Raw genomic sequence first — 22,349 nt, forward strand, 5'->3', positions numbered from 1 at the left:
GGCCTCGGGGGCGCTGCGTCGCGGTGGGGGGCGGTACGCCGGTCCGGACGGCGTCGGTGCGGGATGCGGGGGGTGCTCCGGCGGGTGGTGCGGCGGGCGCGTCCGACGACGCCGCGTTCGCGGGTGCCGCGCGGTGTGGCGGCCCCTCCGGTGTCGTCCGGTGTCACGCATGTGCAGACGCACTGTGAACCATTCCGGCCAGGCTTGTCTAGACCAATACCCGGAAGAGTTGGCCGCGCGGCGCCTGATCGTGAAGTGCGCCTTCCGGGTGGGCAGTTCCCCTTGCCGAGGCTCTTGACCGCATCCGGTCTGCGGCTATGGTCTAGACCTAGTAGGCGTCAGGTCCAGACCTGAGCCGCCTCCGCCCTCTGCCCGTGGCGTCGGTCGCGCGATGACCCGGCGCGTACGACACGCACCGGGTCGTCGACGTGGGCGCGTGCCCCGCCCGGCCCGGCGGGACGCGCGGACCGCATACCGGCCCCGCGCCTCGCGCACCCCCGGCAAGGCGGGCTCCACAGGCGACGGCTTTGGCACACACCGAAGGAAGTGGCACGGCATGAACACGAAAAGACGAGCGGCTCTCACGATCGGCGCGCTGATCGCCCCGGTCCTCGCCATCAGCCTCCCGGCGAGCACGGCCAGCGCCCACGGCTGGGTGACGGCACCCACGAGCCGGCAGCAGCAGTGCGCCGAGGGCACCGTCGACTGCGGCCAGATCAAGTACGAACCGCAGAGCGTCGAGGGGCCGAAGGGCCTGCAGAGCTGCAGTGGCGGACACGCGGAGTACGCCGAGCTCGACAACGACAGCAAGGGCTGGAAGGCCACGCCGGTCGGCACGTCGGCGACGTTCACGTGGCACAACACCGCCCGGCACTCCACCACCAACTGGCAGTACTTCATCGGCGGCCAGAAGATCGCCGAGTTCGACGGCCACAACCAGCAGCCGGCCGCGGACGTCAGCCAGCAGGTGAACTTCGGCGGCTTCACCGGCCGGCAGAAGGTGCTCGCCGTCTGGAACATCGCGGACACCGGCAACGCCTTCTACTCCTGCGTCGACGTCAACATCGGCGGCACCGGTGGCGGTGGTGGCGGCGGCACCGGTGGCGGCGGCGGGGGCACCTGCACCGCGCCGGCCTGGGACGCCGCACACGTCTACAACGGCGGCGAGACCGTCTCCTACGGCGGCCACAACTGGCGTGCCAAGTGGTGGGTCTCGGGCGACAAGCCCGGCACCACCGGCCAGTGGGGCGTCTGGGAAGACCTCGGCGCCTGCTGAACCGTGACCCCGGCCCGTGCGGCGCGCGCTCCCCTCGGGGGCGCGCGCCCGCCCGTCCCACGGCCGCGAGCGCGCCGGTCGGGCGTTCGCGCGTGGTCCAGTCCACCGCCGGGTGTCCTGGACAGGGACAGGGCGCCCCGGGTCGGCGAATTGGTCTAGTCCCTTTTTGGTCCAGACCATTGACCCACCCCTGTGGCGGGCGTTATTCCAGTAGTCGGCACCATCCTCCCCGCCCCAGCACGTTGGCATCTCCTCCACACACCGGGACTGACATGAGACTCGTGCGTTCCTTCCGCGCGGCCCTCACCGCTGCCGCCACCACGGCGGCAGCGGTGGGCCTCGCCCTCACGGGAACCGGCGCCGCCCAGGCCGCGACCCTGCTGCCGGAACACGTCTTCGCCCCCTACTTCGAGGCCTGGACCGGCGAGAGCCCCGCCGCCCTGTCCGCCCAGTCGGGCGCCAAGCACCTCACGATGGCGTTCCTGCAGACCGCCACCAAGGGCTCCTGCACGCCGTACTGGAACGGCGACACGGGCATGCCGGTGGCCGCCTCGACCTTCGGCGCCGACATCAAGACGATCCAGGCGGCCGGCGGTGACGTCATTCCCTCCTTCGGGGGGTACACGGCCGACACCACCGGCACCGAGATCGCCGACAGCTGCACCGACGTCCAGCAGATCGCCGCCGCGTACGAGAAGGTGATCACCACCTACGACATCTCGCGGCTCGACATGGACATCGAGGTCGACTCGCTCGACAACTCCGCGGCCATCGACCGCCGCAACAAGGCCATCAAGCTGGTCCAGGACTGGGCGGCGGCCAACGGACGCAAGGTGGAGATCTCCTACACCCTGCCGACCACCACGCACGGCCTCGCGGCCAACGGCGAGGCGCTGCTGCGCAACGCGGTGAGCAACGGCACCCGCGTCGACGTCGTGAACCTCATGACGTTCGACTACTACGACAACCAGTCCCACGACATGGCGAAGGACACCCAGACCGCCGCCCAGGGCCTGTACGACCTGCTCGCCAAGCTGTACCCGGCCAAGACCTCCGCCCAACTGTGGAACATGGTCGGCGTCACCGAGATGCCGGGCGTCGACGACTTCGGCAAGGCGGAGACCTTCACCCTGGCCAACGCCCGGACCGTGTACGACTGGGCGGTCTCCAAGGGCATCAACACGCTGTCCTTCTGGGCGCTGCAGCGGGACAACGGCGGCTGCCCGGGCGGCGCGGCCGCCGACAACTGCTCGGGCATCGAGCAGAACACGTGGGACTTCACGCGCGTCTTCGCCCCGTTCACCGGTGGCGGCACCCCCGCCCCGTCCAACGACTTCTCCGTCGCGCTCACCCCGGCCTCCGGCTCGGTGACGGCCGGCCAGTCCGCCACGGCGACCGTGAAGACGGCCGTGACGAAGGGCGACGCCCAGACCGTGAAGCTGAGCGTCAGCGGGGCCCCGGCGGGCGTCACCGCCTCCCTCAGCCCGGCGTCGGTCACCGCGGGCGGCTCCTCCACCCTCACCCTGGCCACCACCTCGGCCGCGGCCTCGGGCACCTACACGGTCACCGTGACCGGCGCGGGCACCTCGGGCAGCCACTCGGCGTCCTACTCCCTGACCGTCACCGGCGGCTCCGGCAGCCAGTGCACGGCCACCCCGTGGGCCAAGGACAAGGTCTACACCGGCGGCCAGCAGGTCTCGTACAAGGGTCACAACTGGAAGGCCAAGTGGTGGACGACGGGCGAGGAGCCCGGCAGCACCGGCGAGTGGGGCGTCTGGCAGGACCTCGGCGCCTGCTGAACCACCCCGTCACCGCCCAAACGCGGTGACACGGCGGGCGGTCCCGGCCGGCGCGTGCGGAGCGAGCCCGCTCCGCCGGGACCGCCCGTGAGGCGCTCTCGACCCTCGTGAGCGGGTCCTGACCCGCATCACCCGAGCGACCGGCCCTGGCCGGCGCGGACAGTCCGGCCGGGGCCCCTTCGACGGGCCCCGGCCGCATGTCTGGGCACACCGGCTGCGGCGCCGGCCGCGACGGTCCGGCCGAGGCCGCGGCGGCCCGCTGCCGCCCCCGGTCCACGGCGTTCCCGCCCGGTGTTCCACGCCGCCGCGGGCCGAGGCGGTGCCGCCGGAGCCCCCTGCCACAGCTCGCGGGCGCGATGCTCAGTGGGCGATCGCCTTGATGGTGGCCACGTCCTCGCCGGTCAGTTCCGCGACGCGGTGCGCCGGCACACCGGCCGCCAGGGCACGGGTGAGCAGGGCGTCGCGGCCGTCGGTGCAGGAACGGTAGGCCAGCAGTTCGTCCTCCACCCGCGCCAGGTCCGGCGGCACGATGTGGTGGCGCAGCCGGCTCAGCTCCTCCTCGCCGAGCGGCACGGGCAGCCGTTCGACGTCCCCGGGGATGGCCGCCGTCTCCTCGGGCGGCACGATCCGCAGGTCGGGAGAGCCCGCGGTGACCCCCTGGGCCTGGAGCCAGCCCTGTACCGCGGGTGTCTCCAGACACGCCAGGGCGCCGACGGCCGAGAGCGGCACGCCGAGCGTGGCTCCCGCACCGGGCACGAGCACGAGATAGGCGTCGTCGGTCATCGTCTGTTCCTCCTGTGGGGGGACTTGTCGGTATGGCGCCCCTATACCCGCGTTCGGCGTGCATGGTCGTCCCGACGCGGAGACTTTCGGCCCGACGGGTGACACGCCCGGTCCGGCGACGGACTCGTCGTATCCGCTGACCGGCACACCTCCGCACCGCACCGCCCCGGACGGGCGTCCGCCGTCCGGGGCGGCCGGGGTGACCTCGGCGGACAGCGGCAGGCCCGGGCCGCGCACGGCCGGCGCCGCGCCGTCAGGCCCGGGCCTGCGTGGTGTGCGGGCCGTGCCTAGTACCAGCTGGTACAGGTGATCGCCGTGTTGTAGCCCGAGTCGCCGCAGGCACGCATCAGTTTGCCGTTGCTGTCCCGCCACGCCTCGGTCCAGACGCTGCCCCCGGAGCTGATCTCCCGCCAGCCGAGCTGCGGTTCCCAGGTCCGGCCGCCGTCGCTGCTGCGGTCCACCCAGACGTGCATGCCCGGCGCGCCGCCGACGATGCGGCCCCAGGCGCAGGTGCTGTCGCCCGAGCCGTTCGCCCGGAGTTCGATGCCCTGGCCCTTGCCCCCGAACGCGGTCCGCACGGTTTTGCCGTTGTCGTTGTTGCAGCCGTCGGCGGCGCTGGCCGCCGGGGCGCCGGTCAAGGTGAGCAGACCGGACAGCAACGCCACGGCCGAAACAGCGGCCGCCGTCTTCTTGTTCGTACGCATGGTTCGTTCCCCTTTTACGGCCAAGGCCTTCATGGGAGGCCGGGATCGCCAGTTCGGTCGCGCGGTCCCCGGCTCCGCTCGGCGGAGGGAGACAGTCTCCTTCGTCCCGGGCCGCCGGGCCGGGGGGGTGCGCTGGGACCATCCTCTTGGGTCGTCCGCGGATCCGGAACGACATACCGATGACACTGTGTGTCGTATCGATAACTCTTTGCGCACAGGACCCTCCGGCTCACGCCGGGTGGGGAGCGCCGTTTCCCGGTCCCGCGTCCCGCCACTCGCTGGGTGAGCATCCGTAGACGGACTTGAAGACCCGGCTGAAGTGCGCGGCGTTCTGGAAGCCCCAGCCGCGGGCCACCGCGGAGATCGTGCGGCTGACCCGGGCGCGGCGCAGCAGTTCGCGGGCGCACTCCTCGATCCGCCGCTGCTGGACGAGCCGGTGCACCGTGGTGTCCTCGTCCTCGAACAGCACGTGGAGGTAGCGCAGGGAGATGCCGTGGGCCTCGGCGATGTGCGCGGGTGACAGGGCGGGGTCGCGCAGGTGCGCGTCGATGTGGGCGCGGATCGCGGTGAGCAGCAGGGCGCGCGGCGTGTCCGGCGCGCTGTCGTGCGGTCCGCGTGCCTGCTCGTCGACGAGTGTGGCGACGAGGTCCGCGAGGTGGCCGGCGAGCCGCTCCTTGACGTGGTCGGCGAAGACCCCGGAGCCGGACGCGACCTCGGCGGCGAGCGGACGCAGCAGCGCCGCCACGCCCTCGGCCGCGGGCAGGGCGCGGCCGGTGAGGTGCGGGACGTGCGGCGCGGACGGCCCGAGGGAGCGCTCGGGCATCCGCAGGGCGTACAGGTGGAACGGCGTGTGCTGGTCCAGCGCGAAGGGCCGGCGCAGGTCCAGCAGGGCCAGCTGGCCGGTCCGTACGACGGCTTCGCGGCCGTCCTGCCGGAGGGCGCCGGTGCCCTCCTCCTGCACGAGCAGGACCAGGTGGCCGTCCTCGGCGCCCGGCGCGGGCCGGGCGGTGCGGCTCAGCCGCAGCGGGGCCGCGCGCATCGACAGCAGCCGCAGGAAGCCCGCGTCACCCGAGCCGAGCGTGCCCTGGAAGTCCGCGGCCCCCGAGGGGAACGTGACGTCCAGGGGGGCCAGCCGCCGCCGGACCGCGCGCTCCCACTCCCGGGCCCCCTCCGCCCTCGGCATCGACGCTGTGCTGACCTCGTCCTGCACGACGGCCCCTTCCTGTCGTCCGGCCCGGCGGGACGGACACCTGGTGTCCTCAGCCTGACGGGGGGTACCGGGGAGGGGGTAGGTCATATGACCTGTCCTGGAGCGAACGCGTGTGACCTGCGCCGAGACGGGCGCACCGGGGTGTGCGCGGACGGGCACGTCACGGTGCGCGGGCGGCGTGTTCGCCGGGACGGGGGCGGGTTAGGGTCGGTGCGGCAGCCGTCGGGGCGCGTGCCGTGCCGACCAGTTCGCCGCATCCGGCACGCCCCGGATGGCGGCCAGTCAGGAGTGCGCGCGTGGATGCCGGTCGACCCTGGGACTCCCCTGTGCTGGAGCAGCAGGCGCGGGACTTCGTGCGGCTGCACCGGTGCCCCGTGGTGCCCCGGGGTGCCGATCCGCGGCCGGCGCGCGCCGCGGTGGCGCCGCTGGTCGGACGGGACGGCGGAGCGGCGGACGTGGACGAGGAGTGGCTGGCCGTGCCGGGGCCCCGCGGCGACCGGGTCCGGGTCCGGGTGCTGCGGCCCTCGGGCGCCGGCGGACCGCTGCCGGTGGTGCTGTTCCTGCACGGACTGGGCTGGATGCTCACCGACGCGAGCGCGCACGACGGACTGGTCGCCGACCTGGCGCTCGGCGCGGACGCCGCCGTCGTCGTACCGGAGTACGACCGGGCACCCGAGGCCCGGTATCCGGTCGCCCTGGAGCAGGTGTACGCCGTGGCGCGGTGGCTGGCCGCGCACGGCCGCGAACACGGGCTGGACGGCGAGCGGCTGGCGGTGGCCGGGGTGTCGGCGGGGGCGAACCTCGCGGCGGCGCTGGCCTTGCTGGCCGGCCGGCACCGCGCGCCGCGGCTCGCGCATCAGGTGCTGGTCTGCCCGGTGACGGACGCGCGCATGGACACGGCGTCCTACCGGCGGTTCGGCGAGGGCTATTTCCTCGGCCGGGAGGCCATGGAGCAGTTCTGGCGGCAGTACGTCTCCGAGGACGCCGACCGGCTCGCGAGCACCGCGTCGCCCGCGCACGCGACGGACGGTGAACTCGCCCGTCTGCCACCCACGTTGGTGATCACGGCGGAGGCCGACGTGGTGCGCGACGAAGGCGAGCGGTACGCGGCGCGGCTGCGGCGGGTGCGGGTGCCGGTGGTGTCGATGCGCTACCACGGCACGGTGCACGGCTTCCTCCTCTTCGAGCGGTTACGGGACAGCCCCGCGGCCCGGGCGGCGCGCACCCAGGTGCTGGACACCCTGCACGAGGCGTTGCACGGCTGGCCCGCGTGAGCCGCTACGGCGTGCCTCTCTCCAGCGCGCGGGCCAGGGCGGCGCGGGAGGCGATGCCCAGCTTGGGGAAGGTCTTCGCCAGGTGGCCGCCGACGGTCCGCGGGGACAGGCTCAGCCTGGCCGCGATCTCCTTGTTGGTGAGCCCGTCCGCCGCGAGCTGGGCGATGCGCAGCTCCTGCGCCGTGAGCGGGCAGCCGGCACCGGTGCGCACGGTGGCGGAGCGCAGTTCGCGTGCGGCGCGCTCGGCCCAGGGCGCGGCGCCCAGGGCGCGGAAGGCATCCAGGGCCCGCTGGAGCGTCTGCCGGGTCTGCGGGCGGTGGCGGTCGCGCAGCCAGGTGCCGTGGGCCAGCCGCAGCCTGGCCAGTTCGAACACCCACTGCTCGGCGCCGGGCACGCGGTACGCCGCCTGGTAGTGCGCGTCGGCCTCCTCGTCGGGTGCGGCGAGCGCCCGGGCGGCGGCCAGCAGGAACGCGTGGTGCGGGGAGATGTCGCCCATGCGGGCCACGTCGCCGGCCGCCACGTGCGCCCGTGCCTGCGCGGTCCGTCCGGTGCGCAGCGCCGCCTCCACGAAGTCGAAGAAGGGCAGGTGGAACCAGGGCAGTCCGGCCGGCAGCACGCCGGGCGGGGTCAGTCCGGCCAGCGCGGTGTACGCCTCCTCGTCGCGGCCGTGGCCGAGGGCGGCCAGGGCCCGCAGATGGGTGAGGTGGTCCGTCACGAACGTCATGCGTACCCGCTCGGCCGTGGGCCGGATGGCGCGGTCCACCGCGAGCAGACCCTCCTCGTCGCCGCGTCCGGCGAGGAAGTGGGCGTAGTGGTGCCGGAACAGCAGGGCGTTGCAGTGGTAGCCGAGGGCGTCGGCCGCCTCGGCCTCGCGCAGGCACACCTCCGCCTGGTCCCAGTGGCCGCGCAGGTAGTTCTGGTAGCCGCCGGCCTTGGCAATGCTGCCCTGGGTGGCGTAGGCGTGCTGGCCCAGGAAGCGGCGCCACAGGGAGGCGTCGGCCATGTCGACCGCCGCGGCGGTCCACAGCAGCAGCCAGGCGGCTCCGGCCTGTTGTTCCTGGCTCATCGCGGCGGCCATGGCCCGCAGTTCGGTGCCCGTGCCGTGGGCGGTGCGGGCGGGGTCGGACCAGGCCCGGCGGCACAGGTCGGCCAGGGCGGAGACCTGGTGCCGGTGAGCCCGCAGGGCGGCCCAGCCGCGCGCGTCGGAGGTGTACACCGTGGCCAGCAGCAGCTTGAAGTAGACCTGCTCGGCCAGGTCGTCGAACGGTCCGGCGCCCGGCCCGGTCCGGGACAGGGCGGCGAGGGCCCGCGGCAGCAGGGTGAAGGACGACTCGAAGTCGACGTGGTGGCTCTGGTCGACGTAGACGACGGCGTAGGCGTACAGCGGGGCGCTGTCGTCGGGGACGGGCGCGTGGCGCAGTTCCTCGAGGAGTTTCGCCGCGTACGGCAGCCGTCCGCCGCGTGCGGCCATGGCCGCGGCCCAGGTCAGGCGGCGGGCCCGGGCTTCGGCGTCGGTGCTGAGGACGGCCGCGCGGTGCAGCAGGAGAGCGCCTTCGGCGTCGCCGCCGCGCAGCGCGAGCCGGCGGCCGGCCTCCTGGAGCCGGCCGGCCAGTTCGTCGTCGGGCAGGACGGTCGCGTCGGCCTCGTGGCCGAGGGCCCGGGGGTCGTCGCGCGGCAGTTCGGCGGCGAGCCGGCGGTGGGCGGCCCGCCGTTCGGGTCCGGAGGCCCGGGCGACGACGGCGCCGCGCACCAGGGGGTGGCGGAAGGTGAGCCGGCCGTCCGGTTCCAGGTGGGCCAGTCCGCTGGTCTCGATCTCGTCGAGTACGTCGTCGGCGCGCCGCGGGTCGGGGCGGTCCGGCAGGGCCGGCGTCACCCACATCGCCGCCGTACCGCCCAGGGCCGCGTACAGCAGGACGTGGGCGGCCTCCCGGGACAGGCGGTCCAGCCGGGGCGCGAACAGCCGCTCCAGCCGGTGGCCGAGCGGGAACCTCCTGGGCAGCGGCATGACGCCGCGTGCCTGGTCCGGGTGCAGGTGTACGGGCAGTTCGACCAGGGCCAGCGGGTTGCCGGCCGCTTCCTGGAGGATGCGTTCGGCCGTGGTGACCGCCAGGTGCGGGTGCCGGGTGCCCAGCAGCGCGCGGGCGTCGTCGCCGGCCAGTGCGGCCAGGTCGACGACGGTACCGGGTCTGCCCTCGGCCGCGGGTCCCTCGGGGCGGCCCGCGCTGACGAAGGCCAGGGGCACCTCGGCGGTCCTGCGCTGGAGGAACGCGAACACGGCCGCGCTGGAGGAGTCCACCCACTGCAGGTCGTCCACGAGGACCAGCACCGGGTGCATGCGTGCCTCGCCCGCGAGCAGCGCCAGCACCGCGGCGCCGACCAGGAAACCGCCGCGCACGGGTTCCGCGGCCTCGCCGAGGGCGAAGGCCAGGGCCCGCCGCTGCGGTTCGGGCAGGGCGCGCATCCGGCCCGTGAGCGGCCACAGCAACTGGTGCAGCGCGCCGAACGCCACGCCGGCCTCGGCCTCGGAGCCCACGGCGCGCAGCACGGTGAAGCCCAGCGCCCGGGCCTCGGCGTGGGCCCAGTCCAGCAGGGCCGTCTTGCCGATGCCGGGGCCGCCCTGGAAGAGGGTGCCCGTGCCGCCGCTGCCCGCGCGGGCGCCGTCCAGGACGCGGCGCAGCAGGGCCTGCTCGGGGCCGCGGCCGGCGAGCGCGGGACGGTCCTGGGCCGGGCGGTCGGGCGGCGGGGGGCTGTCGGCCGGGCGGTCCTGGGCCGCGCGGCTCGCCGGGACCGGTGCGCGGGCCGGCGTGCGCGGCGGGCCGGTGTCCGGGGGCACCGTGGCCGTCGGGGCCGGTACGGTCCGCGCCGGGGCGGCGTCAGGCCGCACGGGCCGTGTCCCGGGCGGCGGCGGAGGCGGTGCGCGCGGCGAGGGAGCCGGTGCTGCCGGTGCCCGGGGTGCCGGGCGCCGGTACGGCGGTGTCCCGCGCGTGGTCGCCGTACGCGGTGGGCGACGTCCGCCCCTCCGCGCTCAGCTGCCGCCACTCACGCGGCGAGTGCCCGTACGCCCGGCGGAAGGCCCGGCTGAAGTGGGCCGGGTTGACGAAGCCCCAGCGGTGCGCCACCGCCGCCACGGCGGGCGCGGCCCGGCCGCCGCGGGCCAGGTCCCGTGCGCACTCCTCCAGCCGGCGGCGCTGGACGAGCCGGGCCACGGTGATGCCCTCCTCCTCGAACAGCCGGTGCAGGTAGCGCACGGAGATGTGGTGGGCCAGGGCCACCGTCTCCGGTGACAGTCCGGGGTTCTCCAGATGGCGGTCGATGTGCTCGCGGATGCGCAGGACGAGTTCGCCGCGTCCGCTGTCGGCGCCGCCGGACCGGCCGCGCTCGGCCACCAGCGTGCCGAAGAGGTCCTCGACGCCGGCCGCGAGCCGTGCCGCGACGGCGGGGCCGTAGGAGTCCGCCGGGTCCAGGAGCCGGGTGAGGTAGGGGCCGAGGATCGCGCCGATGCCCTGCGTCCCGCTGACGGCGGTCCCCGTGACCGAGCGCAGTTCCTCGTCGGACACGTCCAGACCGCGGCGGGGCAGGTGGACGACGTGGCAGGCGAACCGCTCGGGGAAGTCCAGCGCGTAGGGCCGCGCCGTGTCGTAGACCAGGAGGTCGCCGGGGCCCGCGACGGCGCTGCGGCCGTCCTGGAGCAGTGTCACCGTGCCGGCCGTCAGGACGAGCAGTCCCACGCTCGCGCCGTCCGGTCCCCGGTGGCTGAGGCGCTGGCCGTCGGCCTCGAGGGAGCAGACCGGCAGCCGGCCGAGGCGGCCGCCGCTGATCCGGCCGGTGAGAGGGGCGCCGCCGCGGGGTGTCACGGCCATCGGGGCCATGGCCGTGGCGAGGGCGGCCCGCCAGCGGTCGAGTCTGTCCCTGACGGGCACCGCGTCCGTCGACAGCACGAGTTCCACGTGGCTCTCCTCTCTCTTCTCCCCTGCAATCAACCAGCCGGCCGTGCCGCGCACCAGGCACTCTCCAGGCAGAAAGCGGAGGTGCCGGGACGTGCGCGCGGGGAACAGTGCCGTGCGCGCAGGGGCAAGTCGGGCCGGTGACCGGGCCGTAAGGTGGCGGGGCCGCCCGCGCCGGGCGGCGGGCCGGTTCAGTCCGTGTCCAGGCGGGCGAGCCGGGAGCGGGCCTCGGCGACCCGCCGGGGGTCGGCACCGGGGCCGAGGGCGATGCAGCGCGTGAACGCCTCGCGGGCCTCGGCGGTGTGGCCCGCGTCGAGGAGTACGTCACCGAGCGCACGGAGATAGCGGCTCTCCAGGGCGATGTTGCCGTCCGTGCGGCACAGGTCGACGGCGGTCCCCAGGTGCCGTACGGCCTCCTCCCAGTGGCCCTGGCGGGCGTGGCTGCGGCCGAGGGCCGCGAGCACGTTGACGCGGGTGACGGTGGCGATGTGGGGTTCGAGGCGGTCGCCGGCCTCGTCGAGCCTGGCCAGGGCCTCCCGGTACGCCTCGAGGGCTTCCTCCCCGCGCCGGGCGCCCTCCAGGTCCATGCCGCGTCCGATGAGGGCCTGGAGCATGCCGGGCAGGTCTCCCGCGGCGTCGAACAGGGAGACGGCCTCGATGTGGTGCTCGAAGGCCGGGCCGCTCTCGCCGAGCAGGTTGTAAGCCCAGCCCGCGTACTGGTGCGCCCACGCCTGCTGGACGCGGTCGCCGGCCCGCCGGGCCGCGGCGAGCGCGCGGGCCGAGTACTCCAGGCTGTCCCGGGGTCTGCCCTCGCACAGGAGCACAGCCCAGGCGTAGTAGTTGAGCTGGGTGGCTTCGAGCAGCGGGTCGCCGAGCGCCTCGGCGGAGCGGGCGGCGGTGGCGAAGACCTCCGGCCAGTGCCCCCAGAAGATCCACTGGTCGGAGAACCAGTGCAGGGACTCGGCGACCTCCACGACGGTGGCGTGGGCGCCGTCCGCCGCGGCGGCGCGCAGGGCCGCCAGCCAGTTGGGGGCTTCGGCCTGGAGCCACTCGCGCGCCCGGTCGGCGCTGCCGAGGTCCACGGTGCCCTGCCAGGTGGGCGGCGGCGCGCCGTGGTCGGGTTCGTACCACCGGCCGGCCACGACGGCCGTCTCCAGCAGCCACCGGAACATCGAGCGGCGGGCCCGCTCGGCGTCCTCGGCGCCGTCCTCGGCGGCGAGCCTGCTCCGGCCGTACAGGCACAGCAGGTCGTGGAGCCGGTAGCGGTCCCCGGTGACGCCGAGCAGGCCGGCCTCGACCAGCTCCTCCAGGGTGTCCTCGGTGTCGTAGAGGTCCTGGCCGGTGAGCCGGGCGGCGCAGGCGGCACTCGTGTCGGGGCCGGGGATCAGGGACAGGCGCCGGAAGAGCCGGGCGGCGGTGGGGGTGAGCTGGCGGTAGGACAGGTCGAAGGCGCTCGCCACGCGGATGTCCCCGGCGGACAGCGCGTCCAGCCGGCGTTCCTCGCGGGCCAGCCGGTCCGCGAGCCGGCGCAGGCTCCAACCGGTGCGGGTCGCCAGCCAGTTGCCGGCCACGCGCAGAGCGAGCGGCAGGTGCTCGCACAGCCGGGCGACCTCCTCCAGGGCGTCCGGTTCGGTCGTGGCACGGTCGTCGCCGACGAGGGAGGCGAGGAAGGCGGCCGCCTCGGCGGCGTCGAGCCGGCCGAGCGGCAGCCGGTGCACGTCGTCGAGTCCGGTGAGCATGCGGCGGCTGGTCACCAGGACCAGGGTGCTGCCCGAGCCGGGCAGCAGCGGGCGTACCTGCGCCTCGTCGCGGGCGTTGTCGAGCACCAGCAGGCAGCGGCGGTCGGCGAGGACCTGCCGGTACAGGGCCGGGTGGGCCTGCGGGCCGGCCTTGGCGAGGTCGCGGTCGGGCACGCCGAACGCCTTCAGCACCCGGACCATCAGCTCCGAGGGGGCGGGCGGCGCGTCGTCGGTGCCCCGCAGGTCCAGCAGGAGCTGGCCGTCCGGGAAGCGGTCGGCGAGCCGGCGGGCGGCGCGCAGCGCGAGGGTGGTCTTGCCGGTTCCGGGTGCGCCGTGGACGGCGACGACGACGGGCCGGGCGGCCGTGTCCCCGGTCTCCGTCCCGGTGTCGTCGTCCGGGGGCGGGCCGGCGAGTTTCTCCAGTTCCGCCAGTTCGTCGGCGCGGCCGACGAAGTCGTCGATGCCGCGCGGGAAGGAGCGCACGCCGAGGGGGCTGTAGCCGGGGGCGCGGCCGGTCCGGGCGGCGGCGAGCAGCCGTTCGCGCGCGGTGTCGTCGAGCCCGAGTCCGGCGGCGAGCGCGGCCACCGTCCGCCGCTGGGGGGCGGCCCGCCGTCCGCGTTCGAGATCGCCGATGCCGCGCACGCTGACGCCGGACGCGTCCGCCAACGCCTCGATCGTCAACGACTTCGCCATCCGCATCTCCCGCAGCAGCGGCCCGAAGGCCGCCTCATGCGTGGACATACCCGCCCCTTCCACCTCACCCATTACTTGAACATTGTAGGAGATAGCGGAGAGATTCTTGATCATGGGGGGCGGCGGGGAGTTCCCCGGCCGTTTCGGGGCGGCCTCCAGCCGGACGGCCCCGGCGCCACGGGGCCCGCCGGGCCGGCGGCGAAGCCCGGCGTCGCAGGGGCCGCCGGACGGTGGCGAAGCCCGGCATCACGGGGACCGCCGGACCGGCGGCGAAGCCCGGCGGAAGGCACGGCCCGGGCCGGGAGGAGGCGTAGGACAGGGTGATGAATTGATCGGATTCCGCCTCCCTTTTATGCTCGACCCGTACGGAGGCGGTCTCCGTTCACGTGACCGCACGATCGCGTGCGGCACGGGGCAGGAGGGCACATGGACGCCACCGGGCAGCAGGGGCGCAAGCCCCGTGCCGACGTACAGCGCAACCGTGCCGCCCTGCTGGAGGCGGCACAGCGGCACTTCCTGCGGGACGGGGTGGGCACCTCGCTGGAGGCGGTGGCCAAGGAGGCGGGCGTCGGACCCGCCACGCTGTACCGGCACTTCCCCACCCGGGAGGCGCTGCTGGCGGCCGTGCTGCAGACGCGTTCCGAGGAACTGGTGGCGCGCCGCGCGGAGATCGGCCGGCTCGGTGACGCCTGCGAGGCGCTCGCCCAGTGGCTGCGGGCCATGGAGGAGTACTTCAGCGCCTTCAGCGGACTGCCGGAACCGCTGATGGCCGCGGCCAGGGCGCAGGAGCCGGACAACCCGCTCACCCTTCCCTGCGACACGCTCATCGCCGCGACCGAGGAGTACGTGCGGGCCGCGCGGCTCGCGGGGTGCGTACGCCCGTCGGTCCAGGGGTACGACCTGTTCCTCGCGGTCATCTCGGTCGCCTGGATCAGGAGCACCCGCGCCGCCGACGAGGAGTCGGTCGACCGCCTCCGCGCGCTCGTCGAGAACGGATACCGCGAGCGGGGCGACCGGGAGTAGACCACCGGCCGCACCGCCCGTCAGCGTGGCCGGTCAGCCGGGCGGGGGCAGGGCGGGGAGGGCCGCGATCTTGTCGCTGTCGTCCGCCGCCAGGCGCAGCAGGCGCTGGTACTCCGCTTCGGTGAGCGCGACATCGGAGGTGCGGATCTCCCCGCGGTACCGGCCGCCGGTCGGTCCGCCGGCCGGGACCGACGGGCCGGTGGCGGCGCACGACAGGTCGGCCGACTTGCCCGGCTCGATCAGGACGGCGCCCGAGCACCGCGCGCCGGTCCGCGCGGGCACCCCGTCCCGGTCGATGGACCACGCGTAGTTCACCTGGACGGCCTTGGCGGCTTCGGCGGCCGCGGTGGGACCGAGGAAGGTGACGGTCACCCGGGCTTTGAAGACGCACAGGGTCGGGGCGCACTTGCCGTCGTAGTCGGTCAGGATCTGGGTGGTCACCTTGATCCGGTGGTCGACCGCCTGGTGCGTCAGGGGGAGCCGGGACCGGAACGCGGTGGAGAACCGGTGCACCGCCTCCCGTGACATCGCCTGGATGTCGAGGACGGCCGATCCGCCGGAGAAGCCGACGCGGTCGACGAACCGGGCGCCGCCCGCCCTTTTCCTGCCCAGGCAGAAGGTCGTGCCGTCGCCGTGGACAGGGGTGCAGGTGTGATCGCCCACGGTGACGGGGTCGCCCACGGTGATCTTCTCGTCGGGGACCTTCTCCAGCAGCAGCATCTTCGCCAGTGCGGGAGGCGCCAGGGTCGTGGCGAGGTCCTGGGAGAAGAACAGGCCCGGTGTCACCAGCGCGGGGTGTTCCGCGAGCACCGCGGACTTCTCGGCCATGCCGAGCGAGCGCCACGCTTCCGTGTTCCCGCGCAGGAACGACTTGCCGTCGATGGCCACGTAGTCCAGCGCGGGGCTGCCGGGCATCGTCAACGTGCCCAGTGCGTCACCGGGGTTGCTGACGACGAGGTCCAGCCGGATCGCGCCGCGTCCCTTGACCTTGAGGGTGCCGGTGTAGTGCAGGGCCGGGGCCCCGCGCAGCAGTGCCGCGGAACGGCGCAGGTCGGAGCGCACGGACGAAGAGGATCCGTCCGGTCCGCTGCCGGTGGCCTGGACGATCCACAGGAGCACCGCGACGACGACGGCGAGGACGCCCAGGGCGAGGAGCACGGCACGCCGCCGTGAGCGGCGGCGCGGGGGCGAGCCCTCGCCGGCGTTCCCGTCGCGCCCGCCGTCGTCCTCACCCGCGGCGGGGAGGGACGGATCGTCCGGTGTGCCGGGCCGCGCAAGGTCGTCAGTCATCTTTCCTCACCGGGTCTTCCCGCCGCGTGGCGTGAGGCAGGTGACGGGAACGATCGTGGGATAGGTGTAGGACCGTTCCGCCACGACCTTGCCGTCGATGGTGATGCGACAGGTGGTGGTGCCGGTCCCCTTGATGTCCTCGCGGCGGGGAATGGCCCCGGTTTCGCAGGAGTCGCCTCCGGTCGCGCGGCCGAGGCAGCCGGTCCCGTTGGCCGACAGGTGCACCCACGGGTCCTTGCCCTCGACGGTGAGCGTGACCTTCCACGGCGATTCCGCCGACAGGTCCCCTTCGCCCTTCTTCCCGATCATGCTGATGCCCTGCGGCCCGGTGGTCGTACCGAAGTAGTTGATCGCCATCGGCCGGCCGTAGTCGGAGGTGGCCTCCAGTACGACCGTGTGCCGCTCGGCCGCTTCCTTGTTCCCGGTGCCACCGCTCCGGTCGGCGCTTCCGTCTCTGCCGCATGCGGTCAGTGCGAGCGCTCCGCTCAGCGCGACGACCGCGACCCGTCCGGACACAACTCGTAAGCGCCGCCCGCGTTTTCCGGCGGCATCCCCCTCGACAAGCGCCATGGGGCGACTGTAGCGACGGCCGCCGGGAACGGCCGGGTTTCTGCGTGATTGTCACGCGATCGCCACCCGGTCCGGCAACCCCTCACGAGTCGTTCACGGAGTCCGGGGCCGGATCGCGCCCGTCTCGGCGAGCCAATACGTCATCGCGGCCGCCGAGTCGACGGCGTACTGGTGTGCGGTGCCGACGGCCCGGGCGGTCGCGGCGCCGGGCCGCGTGGCCACCTTCCGGCACGCGGAGGCCAACTCCCGGTGTCGGTCCAGCAGTTGTGACCACACCTGCTGACCTGCCGGATCGGGTACGGTGAAATACGCGCCGGCCCGCTTCGTCGCCCGGGTCAGTTCCTCGCAGGAGGTGCCCAGTTCGCGCATCGCCGCGTCGAACTCGGCGTCGGAGGCGGAGTTCGCCCCTGCCTCGTACGCGCTGGTGTAGGCGCGCTCCGCCGCGACGAGCGCGTTGATGTGGTCCAGTCCCCCGACCGCCGCCCACGCCTGGCCCTGGTCGCGCGCCGTCGACGCCGACGGAGCTTCCGTCGGCTGACGCAGCACCAGTTCCGGTGGCCGGGCCGCCGGGCCGGACGTCTGGACGGTCAGCATCGTCACGCCGGCCCCGGCCAAGACGACCGCGACGGCCGCCAGCCGGGCACCGTGCCGCCACACCCGACGAAGCGGCCGTTCCGCGGTGGGCCACGCCGCCGGGTACCGTCCGCTGCGGCCGGCCCGTCGCCCGAGCGCCCGCACGCCATGGCCCGCGAAGGCGGCCAGTCCGGCCACCAGGGTCCCGAGGGCCAGCGCGTAGGCCAGTTGGGTTCTCACCAGGGGCCAGGCCACCACGTTCGGCCACCATCTACAGGTGTCCGTCATGGTGTTGAGCGGACCGAGACAGCCGTCCGTCCTCATCAGGAGGTAGGCGGCGCCCGCGCCCAGCAGTGCGGTGACACCCGCCGCGGTCAGCCCGGCCAGCAGCCATGCCCCGTCCGTCACCGCGGCGACGACGGCGGCGGTCAGCGCCATCGCAGCGCAGATCACGAAGACGGGCCACATCAGGTGCGTGAGCTGGAACGGCCCCGTCATGCGCACGGCCGCCGGGTCCGGTGTGTGCAGACGGGCCAGCGCCATGGCCAGCCCGGCCCAGCAGACGAGCCCGCCCGCGAGCCCGGCGGCCAGGTGCCGCCCCGGTCCCGGTGGACGGGTGCCGAGGGGCGCGTCCGGCTCCGGCGGCGCTCCGGCCGGCCACTCCGGCCGGCGCACCGGCGGGCGTACCGCCGTCGTGAGCAGCGGGACCGCCCAGAGCAGCACACCGGCCCACCACAGGCTCCCGGCGGAGGCGTCGGTGCCGGGAAGGACACCCACCACCGCGACGGCCTCCAGCAGCGGGCCGATGTGCGCGGGTGGCAGCCCGGGCAGGCCGTACGAGCCCAGCAGACCGGCCGTCGTGAACGGCCAGCCGTCGGTCAGGACCTCGCCCTGGACGTACCACCAGTACAGCAGCGAGGCGAGCGCGAGCGAGGGCACCGCCAGGCCCACGAGCAGGGCGGGCCGCAGCGCTCTCCCCCGCAGGGCCCTGATCAGCCACTCGGCGTTCTGCGCGGTCCACGTCAGCACCAGCACCAGCGCGGCCACGAGGATCAGCAGCGCCTCGGGATGCCGGGGCAGCCAGAGGTTCCCGGCGGCTCGCGGGCCGGTCAGCTCGCCCACCACGATGCCGGAGCCGAGCCACAGGCCGACGGGCCCTCCCGACGGGACCGGCCGCCCCGTGCGGACGGCGTACAGCACGGCACGCCACAGTGCGACGCCTGCGATGCCGACGACCAGGGCCGCGACGAGCACCGCTTTGGCCGCGAGGACGCCGTACGGCAGGCTCCCGAGGTGCCAGACGAGGATGTCGGCCGCGAGCCCGGTGAGGAACAGGGGCAGCGCCTCCAGCGCGAACAGCGCCTTCGGGTCGGTCAGCGACGTCCGGCGCAGCGCCCAGGACGGGTGGGTGTGCCAGAGTTCGGCCCATCTGGGAAGCGGTCCCGGCCACGCGTCGGAGCGCCGTGCGGCGGGGGCCTCCCAGATCTCCCGGCTCGCGCCCCAGCGCGCCGCCGTGAGGTCGGCGTGGATCTCGCGGTGGCGCAGGATTCCCGCGCGCGTGAGGTGGACCGCCCCCACGAGCAGACCGCCGAGCACCAGGCTGTGCGTGTTGAACGGGGCGAACCGGCTCCGGACGTCCGCGGTGCCGGCGAAGAAGAGGATGTCCAGGAACACCGCCGCCCACGGGAGGAGGACCAGGACGAGGAACACGCGCCACAGGGCGACGGTGGCGTAGGTGATCCCGATGTCCCCGTTGCGCAGGTGCGCGAGTTCGTGCAGCACCACGGCGCGGAACCGGTCGCGGCGCGGGTCGCTCGTGACGACCAGACCGACGTCCAGGCAGACCGTGGGTCTGCGCCAGCGGCCGAACGCGACCGCGCCGGCGGTCCGTGCCCCGGGGTCGACGACGAAGCGGGGCGGGCGGGTGAGTCCGGCGACGGCGGTCAGTTCGTCCAGCAGCGGTCGTAGCCTGCCGTGTACGTCCATGGCGTCCAGGGGCACCACCTTGGAGCGCTGCGTCCGCCACACCGGCAGCAGCCAGTAGACCGCGACGGCCGCGGCGAGCGCCAGCGCTCCCACGCCGAGCGACACCCCGGTGAAGTCCTGGCTGTAGCGCGCCGTGCAGTCCCGCAGCGCGGACGCGTTCCGGGTGTACTGGACGTAGCTCGTGTTCAGAGAGGCGCCGGGATCGATGCCTGCCGCCAGCCAGCAGGCCGCCTCCTTGTCGGCCTTGGCGGACGACGCGAGGAAGTGCCGGACGGCCGCGGGGACCATGCTCGCGCCGGCCGCCGCCAGCAGCAGCACGAGCAGGACGAAACGCAGTGTCGTGCCGGCCACGAGCACCCGCTCGTCGAGCGGGACCGGGGCGGGGCGCTCCCCCGCCCCGGGAGCGGCATCCGGGGGTAAGGCGGCCATCATGCGTCGGCGTCGGCCGCGCCGGCGGAACCGGCCGAACCGGTCGGATCAGCGGGACCAGCCGGACCAGTCGAACCGGCCGGACGAGCCGAACCAGTCGGGTCAGCCGGGCCGCCCTGGCCGGTCGGACCAGGCGGATCAGGCGGCCCGGTCGGATCAGGCGAGCCGGTCGGATCGGCTGGGCCGTCCGGGTCCGCCGGCTCCGGTCCGGGATCCTCCGGTCCGGGATCCTCCGGGCCGGCCAGCACCAGTCTGGTCAGCACCGCGTCGGCGATCCTCGTCGCGCGCTCCTCTTCCAGGCCGTGCCGCGCGGCCGTCGTCAGGACCGACTGCCGTACCAGGGCCAGTTGTTCACGGCTCAGCGGCGGGACCGTCACCACTTCGGCCGGCCTGCGGGAGAGTCGGCGCAGCGCGGCCCGCGCCCTGCCGACACCGCTGTCCACCGCGGTGCCCACGAGCTGCTGCGCGGCCTGGTTCAGCGCGAGCCACACCACCGGAGTCACCAGCGCGGCGACCTCGCCGAACCCGAAGCCCAGGGTGTCGCTCCGCCGGCGCCGGCCGCCCAGGCGCCGTACGACCGTGGCGTCGTCGAACCCGGCCACTCCCGCCACCAGTGGCAGTTCCTCCGGGGCCAGCTCGGCCACCACGTCGCGGACCACGTCCCGTACCCGTACCCGTGGTCCGTCCGTCGCGGCCGTCCGGCCGTGGGACGGAGCTGCTTCGCACCCCATGGCACCCCCGTGCTGGTTTCCGGTGCACCCAGGCCGACCACCGTAGCGGTCCTCACCCCGACCGGGCGGGCCGAACGGGGCAAAAGGCGGCGGTGTTTCCACGTCGGCGCGTCACCCGTGTCACCCGTGTCCCCCCGCCCCCAGGAAGTTGGAGTTTCAACATTTTCTCGGGATGATAGGACGGAGATCGGAACAGCGTGCGACAAGGGAGATCACGTGGCGGAGACGGTGACGGCGACCACCGATGGACGGGTGTTCGTCGACAAGCAGAGCCCGGACGCCTATCGCGCGCTGACGGCCACCGCCGAAGCGGTCCGCGCGACCGCCGCCGACGCGGGACTGGACCGCATCCTCGTCGAACTGGTCAACATCCGCGTGTCGCAGCTCAACGCCTGCGCCTACTGCCTCGGCCTGCACACCCGGGCCGCCCTGCGCGCCGGGGAGACCACACAGCGGCTGGGCGTGCTGCCCGCCTGGCGTGACACCGAGCTGTTCTCCCCGCGCGAGCGGGCGGCACTGGCCCTGGCCGAAGCCACCACCCACCCGGCGGACGCCGACGCCCAGAGCGCCGCCTACGCCCTCGCCCGTTCCGTCCTGTCGGACGACGAGATCTCCGCCGTGATCTGGGTCGCGATCACCATCAACGCCTTCAACCGGGTCTCCGTCCTGAGCAAGCACCCGGTGCGCCCGGCGCCTCCTCACTGAGCGCGCGGCACCACAGCGCACGGCGTCAGTCACCGCGTCACCGCGTCACGGCGTCACGGCATTGCGCGCGTCCTTCGGCCGCCTGCGCGCCTAGCATCCTGTCCAGGTCCAAGCAGAGCCCGTCCGAAAGGGAGTCGTCGGGATGCGCATCGATCTGGCAGGACGCACCGCTCTGGTCACCGGCTCCACCCAGGGCATCGGCGCGGCCATCGCCGCCGGCCTCGCCCGGGCCGGTGCCCGGGTGGCCGTGAACGGCCGTGACGAGGAGCGCGTGGCCGCCGCCGCGGCCCGGCTGACCGACGAGGTGCCCGGCGCCGACGTGGTCCCCGTCGCCGCGGACGTCGCCCACGAGGAGGGCGCGGCCCGGCTGGCCGAGGCCCTGCCCCATGTGGACATCCTCGTCAACAACCTCGGTGTCTTCGGCTCCGCCGACCCGCTGGAGATCACCGACGAGGAGTGGCGGCGCTACTTCGAGGTGAACGTGCTCGCCGCCGTACGCCTGACCCGGCTGTACCTGCCGCAGATGACCCGGCGCGGCTGGGGGCGCGTCCAGTACATCGCCAGCGACTCGGCCGTGGTCGTCCCCGTGGAGATGATCCACTACGGCATGTCGAAGACCGCGCTCCTCGCCGTGGGCCGCGGGTTCGCCAAGCAGGCGGCCGGCACCGGGGTGACGGTGAACTCGGTCATCGCCGGGCCGACCCACACCGGCGGCGTGGAGGACTTCGTCTACCAGCTGGTCGACCGCGATCTGCCGTGGGACGAGGCCCAGCGCGAGTTCATGCGCCGGCACCGGCCGCAATCGCTGCTGCAACGGCTGATCGAACCGGAGGAGATCGCCAACATGGTGGTCTACCTCAGCTCGGACCAGGCCTCCGCCACCACGGGCGGGGCGCTGCGGGTCGACGGCGGGTACGTCGACTCCATCCTGCCCTGACGGTCGGTCACCTCTCGTCCCCCTGACCGTCGCCCCGTCACCCCGTCACCGACGTGTCACGCGCGCACGAGGGGTGTGTCGACCAAGTGCTCGGCGACGAACCACGTCTGGAGCTCTCCGGTGCGGATCACCTGGGAGACCAGCAGGTCGTTGGTCCCGTCGTCACCCAGCTCCGCGACGCGGGACGCCGCGTCGTGCGCGTCGGTCAGGATGATCTCGTGTGCCTCCAGGAGGCGGGAGAGCATCGCGGGCACCTCCTCGACACCGTCCGGCGGGCGCGGGACCGAGGTGAGCTCGGCGACGTGACGGGGGTCGCCGACGGCCACGCCACCCAGCGTCTGGACCCGCTCGGCGAGCGTGTCGACGAGCGCGAGCTGCTGCGTCGCGTGCTGGTCCAGGACCAGGTGCAGTTGGTAGAAGGTCGCGCCGCGCATGAGCCAGTGGTGCTTCTTGTAGAGGCCGTAGAGGATCTGCGTGTCCGCGAGGACCTTGTTGAGCCGCTGGCAGGAGTACATCCGGGCCTCGTACGACAGGGCCAGCGGGAACTGCTTGACGGTGCCGAACTCCTGGATGACGCGGCCCTTCTGGTGCAGCCGGGGCTGGCTGCCGGTGCCCGGGGTGTCGGTGGTCATGATGTGCCTCCTGCGGTTGGTGCGTGGTGTACACCGCTGACGCTAGGCGCC

The 22,349-nt window shown here is 74.3% G+C and carries 17 protein-coding genes; 6 read left to right on the plus strand and 11 right to left on the minus strand.

The genetic code is table 11. The features are described 5' to 3' along the window. Positions 1-556 precede the first annotated feature (556 nt). Together ACZ4SV_RS27970 and ACZ4SV_RS27975 are read left to right on the plus strand one after the other, a co-directional pair. A complete protein-coding gene (locus ACZ4SV_RS27970) occupies positions 557-1,276 on the plus strand; it encodes a lytic polysaccharide monooxygenase (protein WP_468007374.1) in 720 nt (239 codons plus the stop codon). Positions 1,277-1,548: 272 nt separating this feature from the next. Continuing rightward, a complete protein-coding gene (locus ACZ4SV_RS27975) occupies positions 1,549-3,075 on the plus strand; it encodes a glycosyl hydrolase family 18 protein (protein ID WP_468007376.1) in 1,527 nt (508 codons plus the stop codon). A 360-nt stretch (positions 3,076-3,435) separates the two neighbouring features. Here ACZ4SV_RS27975 and ACZ4SV_RS27980 read toward each other — a convergent pair whose 3' ends face one another. The 3 genes from ACZ4SV_RS27980 to ACZ4SV_RS27990 all read right to left on the minus strand — a co-directional run bounded on the left by ACZ4SV_RS27980 (position 3,436) and on the right by ACZ4SV_RS27990 (position 5,772). Beyond that, positions 3,436-3,858, minus strand: coding sequence for a DUF6003 family protein (locus ACZ4SV_RS27980; protein WP_365883879.1), 423 nt, complete (start codon positions 3,856-3,858; stop codon positions 3,436-3,438). A 287-nt stretch (positions 3,859-4,145) separates the two neighbouring features. Beyond that, positions 4,146-4,562 carry a glycosyl hydrolase gene (locus tag ACZ4SV_RS27985; RefSeq protein ID WP_468007377.1) on the minus strand — a complete coding sequence of 139 codons (417 nt, stop codon included), beginning with the start codon at positions 4,560-4,562 and terminating at the stop codon, positions 4,146-4,148. Positions 4,563-4,791: 229 nt separating this feature from the next. Further along, the gene (locus ACZ4SV_RS27990; protein WP_468007379.1) at positions 4,792-5,772 is read right to left on the minus strand and encodes an AraC-like ligand-binding domain-containing protein; all 981 of its coding nucleotides are present in this window, start codon (positions 5,770-5,772) and stop codon (positions 4,792-4,794) included. A 296-nt stretch (positions 5,773-6,068) separates the two neighbouring features. Here ACZ4SV_RS27990 and ACZ4SV_RS27995 point away from each other — a divergent pair, with 296 nt between their 5' ends. Further along, a complete protein-coding gene (locus ACZ4SV_RS27995) occupies positions 6,069-7,046 on the plus strand; it encodes an alpha/beta hydrolase (RefSeq protein ID WP_468007381.1) in 978 nt (325 codons plus the stop codon). A 4-nt stretch (positions 7,047-7,050) separates the two neighbouring features. Here ACZ4SV_RS27995 and ACZ4SV_RS28000 read toward each other — a convergent pair whose 3' ends face one another. The 3 genes from ACZ4SV_RS28000 to ACZ4SV_RS28010 all read right to left on the minus strand — a co-directional run bounded on the left by ACZ4SV_RS28000 (position 7,051) and on the right by ACZ4SV_RS28010 (position 13,470). Further along, positions 7,051-9,930, minus strand: coding sequence for an ATP-binding protein (locus ACZ4SV_RS28000; protein ID WP_468007383.1), 2,880 nt, complete (start codon positions 9,928-9,930; stop codon positions 7,051-7,053). Continuing rightward, positions 9,920-10,993, minus strand: coding sequence for an AraC-like ligand-binding domain-containing protein (locus ACZ4SV_RS28005; protein ID WP_468007385.1), 1,074 nt, complete (start codon positions 10,991-10,993; stop codon positions 9,920-9,922). Before ACZ4SV_RS28005 ends, ACZ4SV_RS28000 begins: the two co-directional genes overlap by 11 nt. A 188-nt stretch (positions 10,994-11,181) precedes the next feature. After that, positions 11,182-13,470 carry an ATP-binding protein gene (locus ACZ4SV_RS28010; RefSeq protein WP_468007387.1) on the minus strand — a complete coding sequence of 763 codons (2,289 nt, stop codon included), beginning with the start codon at positions 13,468-13,470 and terminating at the stop codon, positions 11,182-11,184. 378 nt (positions 13,471-13,848) lie between these two features. Here ACZ4SV_RS28010 and ACZ4SV_RS28015 point away from each other — a divergent pair, with 378 nt between their 5' ends. Next, positions 13,849-14,445: a TetR/AcrR family transcriptional regulator gene (locus ACZ4SV_RS28015; RefSeq protein WP_468007389.1), complete on the plus strand. Its 597-nt coding sequence runs from the start codon at positions 13,849-13,851 to the stop codon at positions 14,443-14,445. Positions 14,446-14,478: 33 nt separating this feature from the next. Here ACZ4SV_RS28015 and ACZ4SV_RS28020 read toward each other — a convergent pair whose 3' ends face one another. The 4 genes from ACZ4SV_RS28020 to ACZ4SV_RS28035 form a co-directional block, all read right to left on the minus strand. Further along, positions 14,479-15,735 carry a hypothetical protein gene (locus ACZ4SV_RS28020; protein WP_468007391.1) on the minus strand — a complete coding sequence of 419 codons (1,257 nt, stop codon included), beginning with the start codon at positions 15,733-15,735 and terminating at the stop codon, positions 14,479-14,481. 6 nt (positions 15,736-15,741) lie between these two features. Continuing rightward, positions 15,742-16,251 (minus strand): hypothetical protein, encoded by a 510-nt coding sequence (locus ACZ4SV_RS28025; RefSeq protein WP_468007393.1) that lies wholly within the window; start codon positions 16,249-16,251, stop codon positions 15,742-15,744. A gap of 147 nt (positions 16,252-16,398) precedes the next feature. Further along, positions 16,399-19,215, minus strand: a complete 2,817-nt coding sequence (locus ACZ4SV_RS28030) for a M48 family metalloprotease (protein ID WP_468007395.1) — start codon at positions 19,213-19,215, stop codon at positions 16,399-16,401. A gap of 77 nt (positions 19,216-19,292) precedes the next feature. Then, the gene (locus ACZ4SV_RS28035; RefSeq protein WP_468007396.1) at positions 19,293-20,024 is read right to left on the minus strand and encodes a hypothetical protein; all 732 of its coding nucleotides are present in this window, start codon (positions 20,022-20,024) and stop codon (positions 19,293-19,295) included. 216 nt (positions 20,025-20,240) lie between these two features. Here ACZ4SV_RS28035 and ACZ4SV_RS28040 point away from each other — a divergent pair, with 216 nt between their 5' ends. Both ACZ4SV_RS28040 and ACZ4SV_RS28045 read left to right on the plus strand, forming a co-directional pair. Continuing rightward, positions 20,241-20,729 (plus strand): carboxymuconolactone decarboxylase family protein, encoded by a 489-nt coding sequence (locus tag ACZ4SV_RS28040; protein WP_468007398.1) that lies wholly within the window; start codon positions 20,241-20,243, stop codon positions 20,727-20,729. A 142-nt stretch (positions 20,730-20,871) separates the two neighbouring features. Continuing rightward, positions 20,872-21,666, plus strand: a complete 795-nt coding sequence (locus tag ACZ4SV_RS28045; RefSeq protein ID WP_365877823.1) for an SDR family NAD(P)-dependent oxidoreductase — start codon at positions 20,872-20,874, stop codon at positions 21,664-21,666. Between the two features lie 56 nt (positions 21,667-21,722). On the opposite strand, the gene ACZ4SV_RS28050 is transcribed toward ACZ4SV_RS28045, so the two are convergent. Continuing rightward, positions 21,723-22,298: a Dps family protein gene (locus ACZ4SV_RS28050; protein WP_397972309.1), complete on the minus strand. Its 576-nt coding sequence runs from the start codon at positions 22,296-22,298 to the stop codon at positions 21,723-21,725. Positions 22,299-22,349: the final 51 nt, after the last annotated feature.

Source organism: Streptomyces sp. NPDC027672 (genome assembly GCF_055566335.1).